We start from the raw sequence: 19969 nt of genomic DNA on the forward strand, positions 1-19969 counted from the left end.
TAGGAGTTTTTAGGGGATTAGTTGCTAGGGATTAGTAGCTAGGGGTTAGTTGGAGCTTCACAAATAAACAAGTGAACCAATGAACTAATGAACCAATAAACCAATAAATTAACGTTTTGTCCGCTTTTTGTCCGCTCTAATGTTCGTTAAAACACTGGTTTCTCCATAATTTAGTTCATCGATTGATTCCCCAAATCATAATGTTAAACTTTAAAATATGAAGAAACTTCTACTGTTTGTTATCCTTATTCTTTTAGGCAATATTACAATTGTTAGTGCGCAGACTAGCACAATTACCTTTGAAGGTTTTTCTAGTGGCAGTACATCCTTTACTGATAACGGTTATACCTTTAACATTGTTTCACAGGCCGGGACCTTTAGGGTTCAGGCAAACTATCCCAATACAGGCTGGAACGGAACAGCTAATGATAATGTTTATATAGACAATACAGGAACAACCAATATCAATGCTCCTTCCTTCAGTGTGAAGAGCAATTCTGGATTCACCGTATCGAAGTTTTGGGTGTTTTTAAGCAATACTGCCTTAAATCAATCTACTTCATCAGGGACTTTGGTCATTACCGGGAAATTAGGAGGGCTTACCCAATTTACAACTACAAAAACATCAGGCTTTAATACCACTTTTAATGCAACAACAGGAACAACCGGGGTTAATAATGGGTTTACCTTGATTGATTTGGCAAACCTTAACAGCCAAAACTACAGTAACACGCTTATTGATGAAATTCAACTACAATCTACCGGAGGTTATGTTTATATGTGCCTTGATGCCCTTACTTGGTCAAAATATACAGGCCCTATTCCTATTATGCCTGATGTTAATGGAGTGTTGTATGTAAAAAAGGGAAGCACAGGTAGTGGTAGTAGTTGGGGTAGTGCAGTAGGTGAACTGGCAGATGCTCTTAAGGCGGCCAAAACCAACACCGCCATTAAATCCATATGGGTAGCTGGCGGAAATTATAAACCCATGTATAGTCCAGCTGATAATAATTTCGGTAATGCCGATGGAAGAAATAATGCTTTTTTACTGGTTAAAGACGTAAAGGTTTATGGAGGTTTTGCGGGAACAGAAACAACCTTGTCTCAAAGAAATCTAAGTATTGCTGCCAATAAAACCACGCTAAGTGGTGATTATAATAATAACGATGCACTAACGGGTTATGGAAGTACATTAAATATTACCAATAATAGTGAGAATGCCCGTCAGGTAGTGATATCAGTAGGTGACATGGGTACTGCGGTACTTGATGGTTTCACTATAAGAGGGGGGAATGCCGATGGAAGTACCCTACCGCCAATTAATACGCAATCGTTTTTGGTTGGCAATTGGGGAGCAGGTTTATATGTATATAATAGTTCCACATTAACCATTAATAATATTCAGTTTATAGGAAACAAAGCAGATACCGGAGGAGGATTGGCCATATCCGGGTCCAATGATGTCCATAACATCGAAGATGTTGTTTTTACTCAAAACTATGCCACGCAATCGGCAGGCGCATTATATAGTGCTGTTAAAACTAGGCTAGTTAAGGTTGTTTTTACTGGAAATAAATCAGATGATATAGCTGGAGCGGTAGGTAAATTGGCAGGAGCATTGTTCTTTGTAGACCGTTGTTTCTTTGCAGGCAATTCTAGTACAGGTAATGGCGGTGCCATTTATGAAATGACAGGTATAGGCAATAATTATATCAATACCGTTTTTGTAGCCAACCAATCTGGTGATAAGGGAGGTGCGCTATATATACAGGATATTTTTGCTGCGCGTACCAATAGTTTTATTAACTGTACATTTTTGGGCAATACTGCCGTACAGGCGGGTGCAACGGTAGCATGGAATAGCAGCTTTACACAACAACTGATGGAATTTGTTAATTCGATTGTGAATGATGGAGAAAACGCGATAGGTGCCGGCGGACAGGTAAAAGCCTATCTTAAAAACACCATGCTTAAACAAAGCGGCGTACTATCGGCCAACGTTTTGCTACAGGGTAATTCTTTAAGTTTGTTAAACCTAAATCCTTCATTTGTTGATGCAAATGGTGTTGATAATGTATTAGGTACCGCAGATGATAATTTGACTTTAACTAATAGCCCGGCAATTGGCGCAGGCGATAATAGCTTATATACAGGTAATATTAATACTGATAAAGACCTTGCGGGAAATCCACGTTTGATAGGTAGCAATATTGATTTGGGGGCCTACGAAGCAACCATCCAATCGCAGACCATTACGGCAGGCAACCTAACCAAAACCTATGGCGATGCCGATTTTGAACCGGGGGCAACCGCAAGCTCTGGCTTAACGGTAAGCTATGCCTCTGCCGATAACAGCATTGCCGAAGCCTATAAGGATGTGAACGATGGGAACAAATGGAAACTGAAGATCAAAAAAGCAGGTACGGTAAATATTACTGCTAGTCAGGCAGGTGGTAATGGTTATTCTGCAGCTCCCGATAAGATTTTTGTATTGACCATACAACCCAAAGCCTTAACGGTTACCGCCACGGGAAATAATAAGATTTATGATGCAACTACTACCGCTACAGTGAACCTTAGTTCCAATGTACTGGCTGGCGATGTGGTGACGTTAACTTATGCCTCAGCTACTTTTAGCGACAAGAATGTTGGCATTAATAAAGCCATTACGGTTAATGGCATCAGCCTATCTGGAACCGATGCTGCTAACTATACCTTTAATACAACAGCTACTGCCACGGCCAACATTACGCCATTTGCGCTAACGGTTTCGGCCACTGGAAACAATAGGGTATACAATGCCAACAACAATGCTACGGTAACCCTTACCAGCAATGCCTTCGTAGGAGACAACCTGGCACTAGCCTATACCTCAGCAACGTTCAACAACAAAACAGTGGCCAATGGCAAAGCCGTTTCTGTTTCGGGCATCAACCTATCTGGAACCGATGCCGCTAATTATACCTTTAATACCATAGCTAGTACCACGGCCAATGTTACGTCATTTGCGCTGACCGTTTCGGCTACTGGAAACAATAAAATATACGATGCGACCAACAACGCTACGGTGAACCTCAGCTCCAACGCCTTTGCGGGCGACAACCTGACGCTCAGCTATGTTTCCGCGACCTTTAATAATAAGACCGTAGCCAATGGCAAAGCTGTTTCTGTTTCGGGCATCAGCCTATCGGGAACCGATGCCGCTAATTATACCTTTAATACCATAGCTAGTACCACGGCCAATGTTACGCCTTTTGCACTAACTGTTTCGGCCATTGGAAACAATAAAATATACGATGCGACCAACAACGCTACGGTAGCCCTGTCTCATAACGCCTTTGCAGGAGACAACCTGACGCTCAGCTATGTTTCCGCGACCTTTAATAATAAGACCGTAGCCAATGGCAAAGCTGTTTCCGTTTCGGGCATCAGCCTATCGGGAACCGATGCCGCTAACTATACCTTTAATACAATAGCTACTGCCACAGCCAACATTACGCCTTTTGCGCTAACGGTTTCGGCCACTGGAAACAATAGGGTATACAATGCCAACAACAATGCTACGGTAACCCTTACCAGCAATGCCTTCGCAGGAGACAACCTGGCACTAGCCTATACCTCGGCAACCTTTAACGACAAGACGGTGGCCAATGGCAAAGCTGTTTCCGTTTCGGGCATCAGCCTGTCGGGAACAGATGCGGGCAACTACACCTTTAATACCATGGTCAGTACCACAGCCAATGTTACGCCTTTTGCTTTGACCATTTCGGCCAGTGCCAATAACAGAACCTATAATGGCAATACAGACGCCACAGCAACCCTTTCTCACAATGGTTTTGCGGGCGATGTACTTACCTTAAATTATACTGCCGCAAGTTTCGACAATAAGAATGTGGGCAATAGCAAACCTGTTTCCATTTCGGGCATTAGCCTTTCTGGAACAGATGCAGGCAATTATACCTTTAGCACAACAGCTTCTACAATTGCAGCCATTACACCGGCTAGCCTTAACATTGTGGCACAGGCCAAAAACAAAACCTATGGCGATGCCGACCCTGCCTTAACCTATACCTCAACAGGGCTGATAGGAGCAGATGTCATTGGCGGTAACCTGAACAGAAACAGTGGCGAAAACGTAAACACTTATCCTATTACGCAGGGAACGCTATCCGCAGGAACAAATTATGTGGTTTCCTTTACCGGAAACAATTTGGTTATTAATAAGGCTAATCTAACGGTAACGGCCGCCAATGCCGCAAGGTGCTTTGGACAGGCCAATCCAAGCTTTGCGCTCAACTACAGCGGTTTCAAGTTTAACGACAATGAAAATAGCCTCATAACCAAGCCACAGGCCACTACCACAGCCAATGCTTCCAGTGCCGCGGGCAATTATGCCATTACCGTATCGGGCGGAAGCACCTCCAACTATACGCTGATATATGCAAACGGTACTTTGAGGGTAGATGCCCTGCCCAACATCACCATCGTACCAAGCAGGGAGGGAACTATTGGCAAGGGATTGACATTGCAATTAACTGCCAGCGGTGGCAGCAGCTATAGCTGGGCCAATGCGCAGGGCATTATATCCGGACATAACAGTGCCACGCTTACCATTAGGCCAACGGTAAATACCACCTACACGGTAACGGTGACGAACAATAATGGCTGTAGCAGTACCGCAAGCTATGCAGTAGCCATCGTTGATGACCTTTCTATTGTAAAGGCTACCAATTTGCTAAGCCCTAACGGCGATGGTGTGAACGATGTATGGAAGGTAGATAACATCGACATGTACCCGCAGGCAATGGTGCGCATTTTTGATAAAGCGGGAAGAATAGTATACACCAGAAAGGGATATGACAACAGTTGGGACGGTACCTATAATGGACAGCAATTGGCCGAAAATACCTACTACTATATCATAGACTTAGAGGCAGGGAAAGTATTGAGAGGGTATATTACACTGGTGAGGGACAGATAGGGGAAGCTGGAAAGTTTAAAGTAGAAAGTTAAGAGTTGAAAGTTAAAAGTGGCAGTTTGCCATAAACAAACATGACTAACCCCTAGTTACTAGCCCCTAATCCCTAACCCTAATTAACCACTAAAAACAATGAAGAAATTAATATATATCAGCACATTAAGTATAGTAATCATATTTGGAACGGTACAGACTAAAGCCCAATTGGGCCCTTTATCCGCACAATATTTCCAAAACCCATATCTGGCCAATCCGGCCATGGCGGGCATTAACCAGGGGGTCGAAGTATCCGTGGGCTATCGGACCCAATGGAGCAAGATGCCCGGCGCACCCGAACAACAGGCACTAACCCTTGGTTACGGCAAAAACCGTACGGGCTGGGGTGTTAACCTTTATTTGGACAGGGCAGGGTTGCAGCGCCAGTTAAGAGCGTTGGCCAGTTATGCCTATCATTTGCCTATTTCATCGGAGCAGTCGTTACATTTCGGCCTATCTGTAGGAGTTTCGCAGCAACGCCTGTCACTCGAAGACATTCAAGGGCGTCCAGATGACCTTTCGGCGCAGCGCTATAATGACCGTGAGGCCTATTTGGATGGTGATTTTGGTATTGCCTATACCTACAATGGCTTAAGGGTAGAGGCAGCGTTGCCCAACCTCGATAGATTGCTCAGGTCCGATAGAGAGAATGGCATGGTAGACATTGCTACCTTTTATGCTGCGGCAGGGTATAGGTTCGGCCTTACCACTGACCAAAGCTGGGAACTAGAGCCCAAAGTAGCCTATATGGGTGTTAAAGGTTTTGATAGTGTGGTGGATGCAGGCGCTGCCCTATGGTTTGAGAACGGACAGCTCATGTTGAGCGGGTTATATCATAGCAGCAAGAGCGCCACTTTTGGCCTGGGTATGGATTTAAAGAAAAGATACCGTGTGCTGGCCACCTATACCACCCAAACGTCGGCACTGGGCAATTATACCAATGGAAGCTTCGAACTAGGTTTGGGCCTGCGTTTAGGGAAATAATAAATATCCTATATGGATTTTAAGTATCCACGAACTTTTTCAAGCACTTCTCTTGTAGCGAGCTTATTGATGCCAAAATGCAATAAATAGCTATCAATAGATGTCTGAAGGACAGAGAAGTCCGAATAAAAAATAAAACCCGCCATCTTAATCAATAAAACCTCCGCCCGTTCTCTCTAAAAAAGGCGTGAGGTTTTTTTGTTTTTTAGCTGTACCGTTCATACTACGTCCTTCCCGCGCAGGCGGGAACCCTAAAGCGCTATATAGATAAACCTTAAAGCCTGTTTTTGCACTACGATGCCCAATCGGGTTGGACATGACGATATGGTGAATAGGTAAATATGATAATACCTCCTCTTAATTTCTCTCCAAAGGGAGAGATTGCTACTGCCTATATCCCCCTTTGGAGGGGGCAGGGGGCCATATAACCTCTCCCTAACCCTTCCGAAATATCGGAACAGGTGCTCCGTTAAAAGGAGAGGGAGCCAAAAAGCTACAGTTGATTATGCGATATGAACTTTAGGTATCCACGAACTTTCCCAAGTGCTTTTCTCTCCCTAAAAGGGAGAGGTGTCTGAAGGACAGAGATGGTCAAAACCAAACAACTAACCACCCAAAAAACCAATAAACCAACCACATTTGCAACTCAGCACCAAATCCATTACATTTGCATCGCTTTTGGTTCCCTTGGGTAACGCCTAGGGATTAAAAGGGAATACGGTGTAAATCCGTAACTGTCCCGCAGCTGTAAGCTCTTTAACTGTTTGCTATTCTACAGCCACTATGTTAAACATATAACATGGGAAGGCAGCAAACAGGGAGTAAGTCAGAAGACCTGCCTTTAGCACGATAAATTCATAGCTTTCGGGGATTGAAGCTAGGAGTGATGTGCCAGTAATTTACTAGCTCCTTAATTTCTGTTTGCTGTGGGGAATAGCTCACATCAAAAATGGTAAAAAGAAAAGCCTTAGCCAAGCTAAGCTTATTTCATTGCTTGCTAACCTTAGGCCTATTAAATATAGGACCGTTGGAAGCCCTTGCCCAAAATACCGACAGCGTAGCCAAGGCAAACCAGCTAAAGGAAGTGCACATTTTGCGCTATCGCCTAAGCAGGCAGCACCTTTCGCCAGTACCGCAACAAATCATGACCGCGCAAGAGCTGAAAAGGCTCAACAGTTTATCCGTAGCCGATGCCGTAAGATTCTTTTCTGGCGTTCAATTGAAAGACTACGGCGGCATAGGTGGATTTAAAACGGTGAACATCCGCAGCATGGGCAGCAGCCATACCGGTGTTTTTTTGGATGGTGTAGCTTTAAGCAGCGCCCAAAATGGTCAGGTTGATTTGGGTAAGTACGCCCTAGACAACATCGAAGAAATATCCGTGTTGAGCGGACAAAACCCCAACCTGCTACAGCCAGCAAAATCCGTAGCTTCGGCAAGTGCCATTTTCCTTAAAACCAAAACACCCAATTTCAGTTCCGAAAAGCACTACGCCTTAAATACCGAGCTGAAAATAGGAGATTTCGGTCTTGTTAACCCAAACATCAGTTACCAACAGCGCATTAATCAAAACCTTTGGAGCAGCGTAAGCACTTCGTACATACGGGCCAATGGCCGATACAAGTTCAGGATAACCAATGGTGTTTTTGATACCACTGCCGTTAGAAGCAATGGCGATGTAGAACGTTTTAGATTACAGGCAGGTTTGTTTGGTAAAACCAAGGATAGCGCCACTTGGAATGTGCAAGCCTATTCTTTTCTCTCTGAACGTGGATTGCCGGGAGCCATCATTTCCAACAAATTCGATTACCAGCAACGCATTTGGGACAAAAACTTCTTTCTACAAGGCAATTACCAAAAGAAATTGAATAAATTTGAATTGCTCCTAAACGCCAAACTAGCTTACGACCATACCCGTTATATAGACCCAGAGTATATCCGTATTGACGGTTACCTGGATAACAGGTTTTATGAAAAGGAAGCCTATCTGTCTGCGGCACTCAAATATACCCTTACCGACCAATGGCAACTGGGGTTGGCCAGCGACTACCAACTGCAGGATTTAGACGCCAACCTTTATCGCTTTGCCTACCCCACACGACATAGCTTTTTAAATGCCATTAGTGCCGCATATACCACCAACAGGCTAACTCTGCAGGGAAACCTGTTAAGCACTACCATTAGGGAAGAAGTAAAGGCCTTTGAAGCAGGAGGTGACAAACAAGTATTTAGTCCAACCTTGATGTTTTCGTGGAAAGTGTTTGAAGACCAGTCATTCAGGATCAGGGGTTTTTATAAGAATATTTTCCGCATGCCTACCTTTAACGATTTATATTACACCTTTAGCGGAAATACCCTATTAAGACCAGAGTACACCAAACAATACGATATTGGGATTACCTACGCCACGGTTTTCGACCAAAGTCGGTTCAAGTACCTCGAGTTTCAGGCAGATGCCTACTACAATACGGTAAAAGACAAGATCATTGCGCAACCCGGTGCCAACCTGTTCAGGTGGATCATGTACAACGTAAGCAGGGTAGAAGTGAAAGGCTTAGAGGCTAATGTTAAGACAGGTGTGGATTTAGCTAAAAGTCTGCATTTGGGATTAGGCTTTAATTATACCTACCAGCAAGCCATTGATGTAACCGATAAGAGCGATGAAAGCTATCGCAACCAAATTCCTTATATCCCTAAACATAGCGGTTCCTTTTTGGGAAGGTTAGATTATAAGCAATGGAAACTGAACTATAGCTTTATTTATACTGGATCCCGCTATAACCAAAGGGCTAACTTGGTTTATAACTATATGCAACCTTGGTACACCCACGATACTGCTTTAGGTTATACCTTTGCCATAGCAAAGCAGCAATTTGAAATTACAGGCGAAGTGAATAACTTGCTTAACCAGTATTATGACGTAGTGCCCAATTTCCCAATGCCAGGCCGTAATTATCGTTTAACCCTTCAGTACCGCTTATGAAACGATTAGGATTTTTGTTTTTGTTAATCGTGGGACTAACCAGCTGTAGAAAAGACCCCGCTCCGCTGCCAGCCGAAATCAGCAGGGTAGAAGCCGATCCTGGTTCAGTATTGAAAGGCATGTATTTGGTAAACGAAGGCAATATGAGCATGAACAAAGCATCGCTAGATTACCTTGATTTGCGCAACGGTCTTTATACCCGCAATTTTTACAGTCAGGTGAACCCACAAATTACCAAAGGTTTGGGCGATGTGGCCAACGATATTGGAATTTATGGCAACAAGCTTTATGTAGTAGTCAACCTATCTAACAAAGTAGAGATATTGGACGTGAAAACGGGCAAACGCTTGGGACAGGTTGATCTGATCAATGGCAGGTATATTACTTTCGCCAACGGAAAAGCCTACGTAAGTGCCTACGTGGGAAAAGTGTATGATCCTAATTCTCCAAATGGCGTAGTGGCCGAAATTGATACTACAGCACTCAGCATTACCCGTACGGTAACAGTGGGCAGACAGCCAGAAGAGTTGGCAGTAGTGAACAATAAGCTGTATGTGGCCAATTCGGGAGGGTACAGCCCTAATAATTACGAACGTACCGTTTCGGTGGTAAACCTCAGCACCTTTACAGAAGTAAAACGCATTGAGGTGGCCATCAACCTACATCGTTTAAAGGCCGATAAATATGGCGATCTATACGTAACCTCAAGGGGCGATTACTATAACATTCCCTCTAAACTTTTGGTGGTAGACACCCAAACCGAAAAGGTGAAAAGAACTTTTGACCTTGCTGCCAGCAACCTAGCTATTGATGATGATGTAGCTTATGTAATTGCTACCGAATGGAACCAAGCTCAACAAAAGAATACCATTAGCTATAACATTATTGATGTAAAGAACGAATTGCTTTTGAGCAGGCCTTTTGTAAGCGATGGTACACAAAATAATATTTTACTGCCTTATGGCATCAACGTGAACCCTTACACCAAAGAAGTTTACCTTACCGATGCCAAAGACTACGTTACCCCTGGCAAGTTGCATTGCTATACGCCTGATGGCAAATTAAAATGGTCGGTCACTACAGGTGACATACCGGCCCATATGGTTTTTGTTAAATAAGAAAATGAAAGATAAAAATATGAACACTATGAATTACCTAAAAAGAACAGCCTTTGGCATTTCGGCACTAGCCATTTTGTTTTCAGGCTGTAAAAAGAACAACGAACGTGAAATTTTGCTTACACAGGAAGTTACGGGAACTAAAGGAATATATATTCTTAACGAAGGAGCTTATAATGCAGCTGGCGCCAATAGTTCTATTAGTTATTATGACATTGCTAAGAAATCCGTTGTGAAAGATTTCTATAATCAGGTAAATGGCAAAGCTTTAGGTAAAAATGCTAACGATTTACAACAGTATGGCAGTAAAATGTATTGCGTAGTTACAGGTCCAAACGATAAAGCTGAGTCATTTGTAGATGTGATGGACGTTAATACGGGTAAAACGATCAAACGTATTGCTTTTAATGGTACTGCCGCTGGATATTATCCTCGTTACATTACTTTTTATAAAAACAAAGCCTACGTAAGCAGATATGATGGTAAAATTAGCCGTATTGATACCGCAAGTTTAAATATAGATGCAGAATTGCAGTTGAAAAATGGTGCCGATAATGCGGAGGCATTGGAAGGTGTAGCCGTTGCTAACGGTAAATTGTATGTGGCGGGTTCAGCTGGTTACAACTATCCGAAATCTCTAAATGACAAGGTAATAGTAGTTGACCTTAATACCTTCGCTACAGTAAAGCAAATTACTGTTAATTATAATCCAGCTAAGATAGTAGCTACAGAAAAAGGAGATTTATATGTGATTTCTTTTGGAAACTATGTCAATATTAATCCGGCAATGCAAAGAATTAGTAGTACCACCGATGCGGTTACGCAAACTGAAGATTATAATTTGCAAACCATTGCTATTCAAAAAGACCAAGCTTGGGCAGCAAAAGACATTTATGGCACACCAAGTATCAAATCATTAAATCTTACCACTGGTAAGTTAGGAGCAGATTTAATTACTGATGGAACAACTGTTGACAGTCCTTATGGTTTAACCATTAATCCATTTGATAATAGTGTAGTGGTAGCTAAAAGTGATGTGAGTAAATCTGCTGTGTATAGCAAAGAAGGTAAGAAGCTATATGAGTTTGAAACAAATTCATTTCCAAAAAATGCTGCCTTTGCTTATACCTACAAATACGTTTACAAATCACTATAAATTATTTTCTCCTCTTTTATCCCCCTCTTTGAGGGGGCAGGGGGAGGAAATAAATAAAATACTAAAATCACCTAGGACAACATCATTACATCTTGCTTTTTAACAAAATTAAACCTTAAATGAAACGAATATTTTTACTTTCCTTATTAGCCGTAACCCTGTTCTTCTCTTGTAAAAAAGATAAAGAAACTTTCCCTGAATTAAGTATGGGGGTTACAGAAAAGACTTTAACCGTACAAGTAAATACCCCAAAAAGCTTTTCAGTAGTTGTCCCTAGTGGTAAAACGGTGACCAGCGAATGGAAGCTCAATAATACCGTAGTGGGCAATGAAGTTAGCTATGTGTTTAAACCAACCTCGGCAGGCGATTATACGTTAACCTATACAGGCAGCAATGCACAAGGTAGCTATACTTTTACCTACCAAATTAACGTGCCTGTACCCGTAGTGGATCCAGGAGCCAACAGCAGCATGTACATCAGCAAAGTATTTGAATACTTACCAGCGCCGGGACAGCATATTAATATCGCTAGTTTGGGCTCATTGGAGCAGGCGCAAAAACTAATTGGGAGTACTGACAACTTACTTTCATTAGGTGGTTTTGGTGGCTATGTCATTTTTGGTTTCGACCATTCGGTAAAAAATAACGAAGGTTATGACCTAGGCATTTATGGTAACCCAACAGGGCCAAGCAATGCTTCGGCAGAGCACGGCATTGTTATGGTAAGCCAAGATAAAAATGGTAACGGATTACCTGATGATGAATGGTATGAATTGGCTGGCAGTGAGTATGCCAAAGCTACAACCATCAAAAATTACGAGATTACTTATACCAATCCCAAAGCTTTTGCCGATGTGGAATGGAAAGACAATCAGGGAAATACAGGTGTGGTGAAAAATTTATCAAAAAATAAAAACCACTATCCCTTATTTGCCGCTAACCAAAATCAAATCACTTTTAAAGGGACTTTATTACCCTCTACCAGCTTAAGTACTACAGGTTTGATCATTAATAAACCATTTGACTGGGGCTATACAGATAGTTACTCGGTAGGAGATGATTATCAAAATAAAGGCTACAACAGCTTTGATATCTCTTGGGCAGTAGATAAAAACGGAAATAAAGTTGACTTGAAAACCATCGACTTTGTGAAAGTGTACACAGCACAGAATATCAATGCAGGTATTTTGGGAGAAATCTCTACAGACATTAAAGGCGCAGTAGACCTACACATTAAAGCCTTGAAATAACATTAATGAAACTACACACAATGAAAATAAGCGCCAGCCGTTTCTTGCTGCTGGTGCTTTTACTAACAGCAATGTTTAGCTGTAAGAAAGAAAAAATCAAGGTCGTTTCCTTTACAGATGATGTTAAAACCTCCGTAAAGATTAAAGCGCAAGAGTCTTTAACGTTAAAGCCAGCAATGGCAGGTACAGCGACTTCGTATGAATGGGTGGAAGAAGGCAAAGTAGTAGGTACTGAAAGTAGTTATATCTTTAGCAAAGAAAATAAAGGCGATTACGAGCTGACTTTTAAAGCGACCAATAAAGCAGGAACAACGAGTTTAACCTATAAAATTAAGGTAGTAGGAAAATATGCTGATGGGGTTTTGCTAGTAAGCAATTCCAATGAAGCTAATGATGGTGCAAACATTTCTTTTTTAGATGAAAAGGAAAATCTAAAATCCAATGTGTTTTCGTTAGAAAACAATGGATCCAAACTTTCATTAAATACGATGAGTGCTTTTCGTTATGGCAATCAGTTGTATGTAACTTCATCTAACACTCCCAATATTCAAGTGATTGATGACGAAACCCTAAAGTTATCGAACATCAGTATAGCTAACAGTAGTGTAAGAAGTATTAGCTATTTTGCTACTGCAGACGGCAAAACGGGCTATGTAGTTGGGGGATCAGGTTCTAGGAGAGGGCTATTTGCGGTAGATTTAAATGCAAAAACCATTTCGGGCACTTTATTAACTGGAACTACTTCAGCAGCTTTGTTGCCATTGATGATACACAAGGGAGCCTATATTACACCTGTGCTAAAGAATTTGGTCAAGATAGAGAACGCGACGCTGAGCACATTATTTACTTATCCTGAAAATGTGGCTGGTATAGCCAAAACGTCTAATAAGCAAATTTGGATGGGGATTTCTAAGGGCAATAGTGCCAATGCCAAAATGGTAAGGTTGAATGAGAACTTGGAAGTACAAGAAACCATCGATTTACCTAGTGATTTGCTTTTACCACAAAATGGAGAACTAACCGCCTCAGAAAACAGCGAGTTCATCTATTGGCAGGAAACCGCTTACGGTTTGTTTTATAGGTTTAATACTACTACCAAAAAGACAGAACTTTTCGTTGAGCCGGCAAAGGACGGTGCAGGTTTTGCTCTCGCATGGAAAGTAAATCCGCATAGTGGCGAGCTGTACATTACAGATTTAAAAGGAACTTTTGGTATTGATAATTTGCCTAGCGACCTTTTTATATATGGTGTAGATAAGAAGCTAAGGAAGAAAATAGCCAATGTAGGTTATCAAGTAAAGGATGTTATTTTCCCAAAATAGTATTTTTATTACCTTTGCTTTAAATCATTAGATAAATGGAAAGAAAATCAAATACCAGAGTCCTTGTATTATTGTTGTTTATCGCAGTCGTTATTGGACTAAGAATGTTGGCCCCGCTCTCGCCAGACTTTAAGCTGTTTGCCAATTTCTCTGGTTTGGGTGCTGTAGCCATTTTTAGTGGTAGTTACTTTAAAAACAAGTTTTCGAGCTATGTTTTACCTATGTTGGTATTGTTGCTTAGTGATTTGGGCTTGGCTTTAATGATGGGCGAAAGCTATGCTTTTTATCCAGGTTGGTACTATACCTATATTGCTTTTGCCCTAATGGTATTGACCGCACAATTAATAGTAAAGAAAGTAAACGTTACAAATGTATTTTTAGCCACTTTGGTAGGTGTACTGATCCATTGGATTGTTTCGGATTTTGGTATGTGGCTAGGATTCGATACCTATCCTAAAACCTTAGCAGGTTTTTGGGAGTGTTTAGTTGCTGCCATTCCTTTCGAGCTGAAATTCCTTTATGGCACATTAGTTTACTCGGCCATTATGTTCATGGGATTTGAAGTTTTAAAAGCAAAATTCCCTTCTTTGAAACAACATTCGGCTATCGCCTAAGTTATATTAAACCTATTGAAAGCCCTTTTGTATTGCAAGAGGGCTTTTTTTGTGGCTTAACTTAGAGCAGTATTTACATTCCTCTGTACGTTTTTCCCACCTAGGCGGGAACCACGAAGTACTCATCGCAGATAATCATAAAGCGTATGAAAGGAGTATAAATTTAATTAAACCTACTAAGGCAGATACCCAGTCAAGTTGGGTGTGACGGCAAGGAAGCAGACCCTCTCTCCGCTATGCGGTTTCTCTCCCTTGGAGGGAGAGAGGAGTGCTAGGGGAAGTTAGGTGAGGTTTGAAAGTATTACGATGAGACAATATATGCACTGCCCAATTCTCTCTCCTTTTCAAGGAGAGAGTTAGAGAAAGGTTTTCTGAATTACCCCTCTCTCCACTATGTGGTTTCTTTCCCTCAAAGGGAGAGAGCAGTATATAAGTATATGCGATATCATAAGCCTTACGAATTTTTTAAAACTTCGTAAGGCTGTACTGGTTCCTTTATTCCTTTTTACTAGCTTTACCCTTAATGAAAAGGAAGTTGGTTGTTTTAACAGGAGCGGGCATTAGTGCCGAAAGTGGTTTAAAGACTTTCAGGGATGCCGATGGTTTATGGGAAGGCTACAATGTAATGGAGGTAGCTACGCCCGAAGCTTGGGAGCGTAATCCTGAATTGGTACAGCGGTTTTATAATGAACGTAGAAAGCAGGTAAATGCAGCCCAACCCAATTCAGCCCACAAGGCTTTAGCCGAATTGGAGGAGCATTTTGATATAGAAGTCATTACCCAAAACATAGATGATTTACATGAGCGAGGAGGTTCAACACAAGTAACCCACTTGCATGGTGTAATTACCTATGCCCAGTCCTCAAAAAGAGCCAATTTGATTTACCCGCTCCAAACAGATGAAATCAAGATGGGAGAGCTATGTGAACTAGGTTCGCAATTAAGACCACATGTGGTTTGGTTCGGAGAAGCTGTACCTATGATTGAAAGGGCAGCAAAGTTATGTGCGCAGGCAGATATTTTTGTGCTAATTGGAACCTCTTTAGCGGTTTATCCCGCCGCAGGGCTAATCGATTATGTGCCACGAGAGGCCCCAAAATATATTATTGACCCTAAAATACCACCAGTATCTGGTCTACATCATGTGATTACGATTACCAAAAACGCTACCGAAGGCGTAGAAGAGCTAAAGTCGCTTTTAGAGAGGGATTTGCTTTAAACCTCGGGAGCTTAGCTTGGCCCCAGCAATATCTCTACATTCACTAAAATCGGCCTTGGCCTGTTCGGTTAGCATTAATAAGCCTTGTTGCTGACTTTAATAGAACAGGGCGCAGCCGTGGATTTTTTTGCATACTTTTTTCATCTATAGGAAAAAAGTTTGTCCGCGAAGCGACGGAACCTTAAATAGAAACAAATGAAAATGCCTAGTTAAATGCAATAAATATTCATGTAGGATATCTATTTAAACAACCTACTTAAATTAGGTTTAATCCCAAAGGTAAGCGGCATGGTGGTGAAATTCCGGTTCTGTATCTTTTTAAAACCATTCATAAAGCCTACTTCCGTAAATATGGATAATCCACCTAAACTATATTCTGTGCCAGCACCGCCCTCCAACATGGGCATAAAATGATTTTTATTGCTGATCTTTACTTGTTGTGCGGCATCGTTTACCCTTACCATTGGTGTGAGGATATAACCACCCCCGCCTCCAGCAAAACCATAAAAAGCAAACTTCCCGACCATTTTACGGTAACCTAAGCCAATATTTAGCAGATAGGTAGTGGCTCTGCCGGTTTGCGCTTTATAGGTAAAACCAGGTTCTGCTATTTTGCCCCTATAGGAAAGTGCGTGCAAACTTAGTTTGGGGTAAAGAAATAGTCCGCCTTTTCCGATACCGATATTTAAACCAAGGGTGGTTGAAATTTTAGGGCCAAAAATATCTGAGGTCGAGCCAACTGGCATAGAAGTACCTATGCCACTTACGGTAAACAGTTTATCTGTACGGTTCTGGGCCCAAGAGGGGAAACCCCATAGTACTATCGCAGAGCTAATTAGAAATAGAGAAAGAGGCTTGTTCATGTAAGACTAACAGCAGCTATCAGCTTTTGTTTGTTCCTTACTTTTCCGTTGGGTTTTTCTTTTTGCCCAATAATTTATCTATCATCTTTTGGATACGGTCTGTTCTGGTCTTTTCCTGCTTGGCCGTAATTACCCAGAGTACGTATTCTTTTCTATGTGAATAGGCTAAAGTTTCATAGTAAGCTACCGCATCGGGTTGTTTTGTCAGTTCCGCTTTTAGATCTTCAGGAAGCGTAACAATTTTATTAGCCACGTCAATGTACTGGCCATATTCGTTATTGGCAATTTCGGCATTGCCTACACCCGATTTTTTTTGGCTAGCGGCCGTTTTTATTCTGAGGCCAGTCCATATCTCATTAACAGCAGCCGAACCACATGGAGCTAAATTAAACTTCACTAAATCATCCCATGATTGCATAAGGTTTAGATCGGCGGCTAAAGGAGTTTTGGCTTTAGGATAAAAGATCCAAACGATAGTTTTGTCTCCAATAGATTTTGCTATCGCCTTTAGGGCTGTAAACATATCTGACTTGGTAATGGCAAATATCAAATAAGCTTCCTGTTGTGGTTTGGTGTCGTAGCTAAAGGCAATTTCAGAAGGGATATCCCCAAAAATAGCGGTCGCATTTTCGGGAGCGTTTACTACGCTTACCTTAAAGCCAGGCTTGATCTGTAGTTTCTTGAGAAATTGGTTTTCCATGTTATAATTTCATTTTAGCAAAGAAGTCCCATAATACAATACCAGCCGAAATCACGATGTTAAAGGAATGCTTAGTGCCAAATTGAGGTATTTCTATACACTTGTCTATTTGTTGCATCGCTTCATCGCTTACACCATTTACTTCGTTACCAAAAATAAGCACATATTTCTCGTCCAATGTAAGCTTATTGGTATGTAACATCACACTATTTTGCGCTTGTTCAATGGCAATGATCTGATATCCTAATTGACGATATTTATCGATAGCTGCTGAGGTATCATCTATATGTTCCCAATCTACCGATCGCGTGGCGCCTAAAGCTGTTTTTTCTATTTCACGATGAGGAGGTTGGGCCGTAATGCCACAAAGCACTACTTTTTCTACGGCAAAACCATCAGCCGTTCTAAATACCGAACCCACATTATGCATACTGCGCACATTATCGAGCATGATTACCACTGGAAGCTTTTCCTGTGCTTTAAACTCTTCTACGTCAACCCTGTTCAGCTCGTCTAATTTTAATTTTTTCATCTGTATATTATTCAAATCTGCAAATGTCCTTTCATGGATAGTTTACGGTTTAAAGGTTTCTTTTTCATCGTAATATATGCCATTAGAACTCACCACTGGCTTCTGATTTCTGACCACTTTTATTAAAATAATGGTCTTTCATATCAACGGAAGTGTGGATATTTAGTTATTATTGCATGCTTAAAAAGAGCGTCTAAGATAAGAATAATGAAAGCAAACCAAATACATACCGGCACATTTATAAACGAAAAAGAGGTTATTGCCGTAGAGCTGACCAATACCAAAGGTACTTTAGTTAAACTGTTCAACTACGGAACAATCATTAATCAATTTATAGTTAAGAATGCGCAGGGCGAGTTGCAGGATATTGTTTTGGGCTTTGACGACATTAAGGGCTATTTGAGCGAAGATTATCTTGCTAATTACCCATATTTCGGTAGCGTTATTGGTCGTTATGCTAATAGGATCAAAAACGGTGAGTTCACTGTTGATGGAATAAGCTACCAGTTAGCGCAAAATGCCGGGCCTGATTGCTTACACGGTGGAAAGGAGGGCTTAGACAAAAAAGTTTGGGATATTATAGAGCTTAACAATGGTATAAATCCATCGGTTACTTTCCAGTATTTTAGTTTGGATGGGGAAGAGGGCTTCCCGGGTGATCTGGCCATACAGCTTAAATTTACCTTAACAGAGAACGACGAACTGATTTTAGCTTACCAGGCAGATACAGATGAAGCTACGCCTGTTAATTTAACCCACCATAGCTATTTTAATTTATCGAGAAACTTGGAAGGCATTCAATCGCATCATCACCAAATGAACGCCTCGCAATGGTTGGCACAGGATGATAACTATGTGGTGACGGGTGAACTGCTACCTGTAGAGGGGTCTATGCACGATTTCAGAAAAGGCAAGCTTATTGCCGAGGGTTGGGATGCTGAAAATGGTTATGATCAGACTTATTTGTTGGATAAAACCTATGGCGATTTAACCTTGGCAAGTAGAACACAGGCCGAAGACAGCGGTTTGATTCTTTCTGTATACACTACGGAGCCTGTAGCGCATTTTTATACCGCTAAATATCTGGATGTGAAGCACGGAAAAGGCGGTAAGCATTACCAAAGTTTTGATGCTTTTTGTGTGGAAACACAGCATGCTCCCAATTCTATCAATATTCCTTCGTTTCCAACAACGGTATTGCAACCGGAGGAACTATACCAACAGACCACTATTTACAAAGTGGAAGTAAAGAAATAACCCGAACGGTGTTTAAATCCTTTCCAATACCATTTTGATGGCTTTTTCTACAATGGCGTTTGGATTGCTGCTAAACTCAAAATTTACGCGACTGGCTAAAATGGCATTGATGGACAGCGCTTGGTGTCCTAAGGTTTTTGCCAGTGCATAAATACCTGCGGTCTCCATTTCGAGGTTGGTAATGCGCTGGTTTTCACTTGTAAAACTGTTAAGCTGTCCAATAAAGTTGTTCACGGTATTTTTAGCCCTTACCTGCCGGCCCTGCGGAGCATAAAAGCCAGGAGCAGTGGCGGTAATGCCCGTTGGAAGGTCGTGAGCAAACTGTTTCAGTAAACTTTCACTAGCTTGGGTAAGGTAAGGTTTGATTCCTTGGAGCTGGCTAAAATGTTGGTTGATCTGGTTCAGTAAGGCTTGTTCGCTGGCAGAAGATTGCTGTTCGTAGTAATGCATCAGCGCATCAAAACCTAGACCGTAAGAAGAGGCGAGGATGGTTCCCATAGGAATATCGGCCTGTATAGCACCAGAAGTACCAATTCTGATGATGTTTAAAGATTTAAGCTGCTGGTTGATGGTACGGTTATTAAAATCGATATTAACCAGGGCATCAAGCTCATTGAAAACAATATCAATATTATCGGTGCCAATACCGGTAGAAATAACGGTTACCCTGTTTTTGCCAATCCATCCAGTATGGGTAATAAATTCCCGCTTACCTTTTTTAAGTTCGATGCTATCAAAATGCTTGCTTACTTCGCCAACACGATCAGGGTCACCAACAGTAATCACGGTATCGGCAATGTCTTCTGGCAATAGGTTCAAATGGTAAATACTTCCATCAGGATTGATAATTAAATCGGCTTTTGATAACTTTTCCATATTATTTAGTAGTTAGGAATTAGTGTTTAGGAGCTAGTAGTTAGGAACTAGTGGTTAGTTAGTTTTTCAATCGAAACAACT

At 41.5% G+C, this 19969-nt stretch carries 14 protein-coding genes and 1 riboswitch; of the genes, 10 read left to right on the top strand and 4 right to left on the bottom strand.

Features of this window, described 5'->3' with window-relative positions:
- The first annotated feature begins 217 nt into the window (after positions 1–217).
- The 9 genes from ABDV71_RS16455 to ABDV71_RS16495 all read left to right on the top strand — a co-directional run bounded on the left by ABDV71_RS16455 (position 218) and on the right by ABDV71_RS16495 (position 15660).
- On the top strand, positions 218–4981 hold the full coding sequence (locus ABDV71_RS16455; RefSeq protein WP_343534471.1) for a YDG domain-containing protein: 4764 nt from the start codon (positions 218–220) through the stop codon (positions 4979–4981).
- A gap of 129 nt (positions 4982–5110) precedes the next feature.
- Positions 5111–5998, top strand: coding sequence for a PorP/SprF family type IX secretion system membrane protein (locus tag ABDV71_RS16460; protein WP_343534473.1), 888 nt, complete (start codon positions 5111–5113; stop codon positions 5996–5998).
- A 662-nt stretch (positions 5999–6660) separates the two neighbouring features.
- Positions 6661–6856: riboswitch (cobalamin riboswitch) on the top strand.
- A gap of 91 nt (positions 6857–6947) precedes the next feature.
- A complete protein-coding gene (locus tag ABDV71_RS16465; protein ID WP_343534475.1) occupies positions 6948–8981 on the top strand; it encodes a TonB-dependent receptor in 2034 nt (677 codons plus the stop codon).
- Positions 8978–10099 carry a DUF5074 domain-containing protein gene (locus ABDV71_RS16470; RefSeq protein ID WP_343534477.1) on the top strand — a complete coding sequence of 374 codons (1122 nt, stop codon included), beginning with the start codon at positions 8978–8980 and terminating at the stop codon, positions 10097–10099. The genes ABDV71_RS16465 and ABDV71_RS16470 overlap by 4 nt, the downstream gene beginning before the upstream one ends.
- A gap of 28 nt (positions 10100–10127) precedes the next feature.
- Positions 10128–11255, top strand: coding sequence for a DUF5074 domain-containing protein (locus tag ABDV71_RS16475; protein WP_343534479.1), 1128 nt, complete (start codon positions 10128–10130; stop codon positions 11253–11255).
- A 119-nt stretch (positions 11256–11374) separates the two neighbouring features.
- Positions 11375–12505 carry a PKD domain-containing protein gene (locus tag ABDV71_RS16480; protein ID WP_343534481.1) on the top strand — a complete coding sequence of 377 codons (1131 nt, stop codon included), beginning with the start codon at positions 11375–11377 and terminating at the stop codon, positions 12503–12505.
- Between the two features lie 5 nt (positions 12506–12510).
- A complete protein-coding gene (locus ABDV71_RS16485) occupies positions 12511–13827 on the top strand; it encodes a DUF5074 domain-containing protein (protein ID WP_343534483.1) in 1317 nt (438 codons plus the stop codon).
- Positions 13828–13862: 35 nt separating this feature from the next.
- Positions 13863–14441 (top strand): DUF6580 family putative transport protein, encoded by a 579-nt coding sequence (locus ABDV71_RS16490; RefSeq protein WP_343534485.1) that lies wholly within the window; start codon positions 13863–13865, stop codon positions 14439–14441.
- 523 nt (positions 14442–14964) lie between these two features.
- Positions 14965–15660, top strand: a complete 696-nt coding sequence (locus ABDV71_RS16495; protein WP_343534487.1) for an NAD-dependent deacylase — start codon at positions 14965–14967, stop codon at positions 15658–15660.
- 239 nt (positions 15661–15899) lie between these two features.
- Here ABDV71_RS16495 and ABDV71_RS16500 read toward each other — a convergent pair whose 3' ends face one another.
- From ABDV71_RS16500 to ABDV71_RS16510, 3 genes are read right to left on the bottom strand one after another with little or no spacing between them, the layout of a single operon-like run.
- A complete protein-coding gene (locus tag ABDV71_RS16500) occupies positions 15900–16523 on the bottom strand; it encodes a hypothetical protein (protein ID WP_343534489.1) in 624 nt (207 codons plus the stop codon).
- A 37-nt stretch (positions 16524–16560) separates the two neighbouring features.
- Positions 16561–17223 (bottom strand): YdeI/OmpD-associated family protein, encoded by a 663-nt coding sequence (locus ABDV71_RS16505; RefSeq protein ID WP_343534491.1) that lies wholly within the window; start codon positions 17221–17223, stop codon positions 16561–16563.
- A 1-nt stretch (position 17224) separates the two neighbouring features.
- Positions 17225–17755 (bottom strand): RNA methyltransferase, encoded by a 531-nt coding sequence (locus ABDV71_RS16510; protein WP_343534493.1) that lies wholly within the window; start codon positions 17753–17755, stop codon positions 17225–17227.
- A 207-nt stretch (positions 17756–17962) separates the two neighbouring features.
- Here ABDV71_RS16510 and ABDV71_RS16515 point away from each other — a divergent pair, with 207 nt between their 5' ends.
- A complete protein-coding gene (locus ABDV71_RS16515; RefSeq protein WP_343534495.1) occupies positions 17963–19012 on the top strand; it encodes an aldose epimerase family protein in 1050 nt (349 codons plus the stop codon).
- Positions 19013–19024: 12 nt separating this feature from the next.
- Here the strand turns inward: ABDV71_RS16515 and ABDV71_RS16520 are convergent, their stop codons facing one another.
- The gene (locus tag ABDV71_RS16520) at positions 19025–19888 is read right to left on the bottom strand and encodes a nucleoside phosphorylase (RefSeq protein ID WP_343534497.1); all 864 of its coding nucleotides are present in this window, start codon (positions 19886–19888) and stop codon (positions 19025–19027) included.
- Between the last annotated feature and the right edge of the window lie 81 nt (positions 19889–19969).

This window comes from Pedobacter sp., from assembly GCF_039594775.1.
In the GTDB taxonomy this organism is placed as follows: domain Bacteria; phylum Bacteroidota; class Bacteroidia; order Sphingobacteriales; family Sphingobacteriaceae; genus Pedobacter.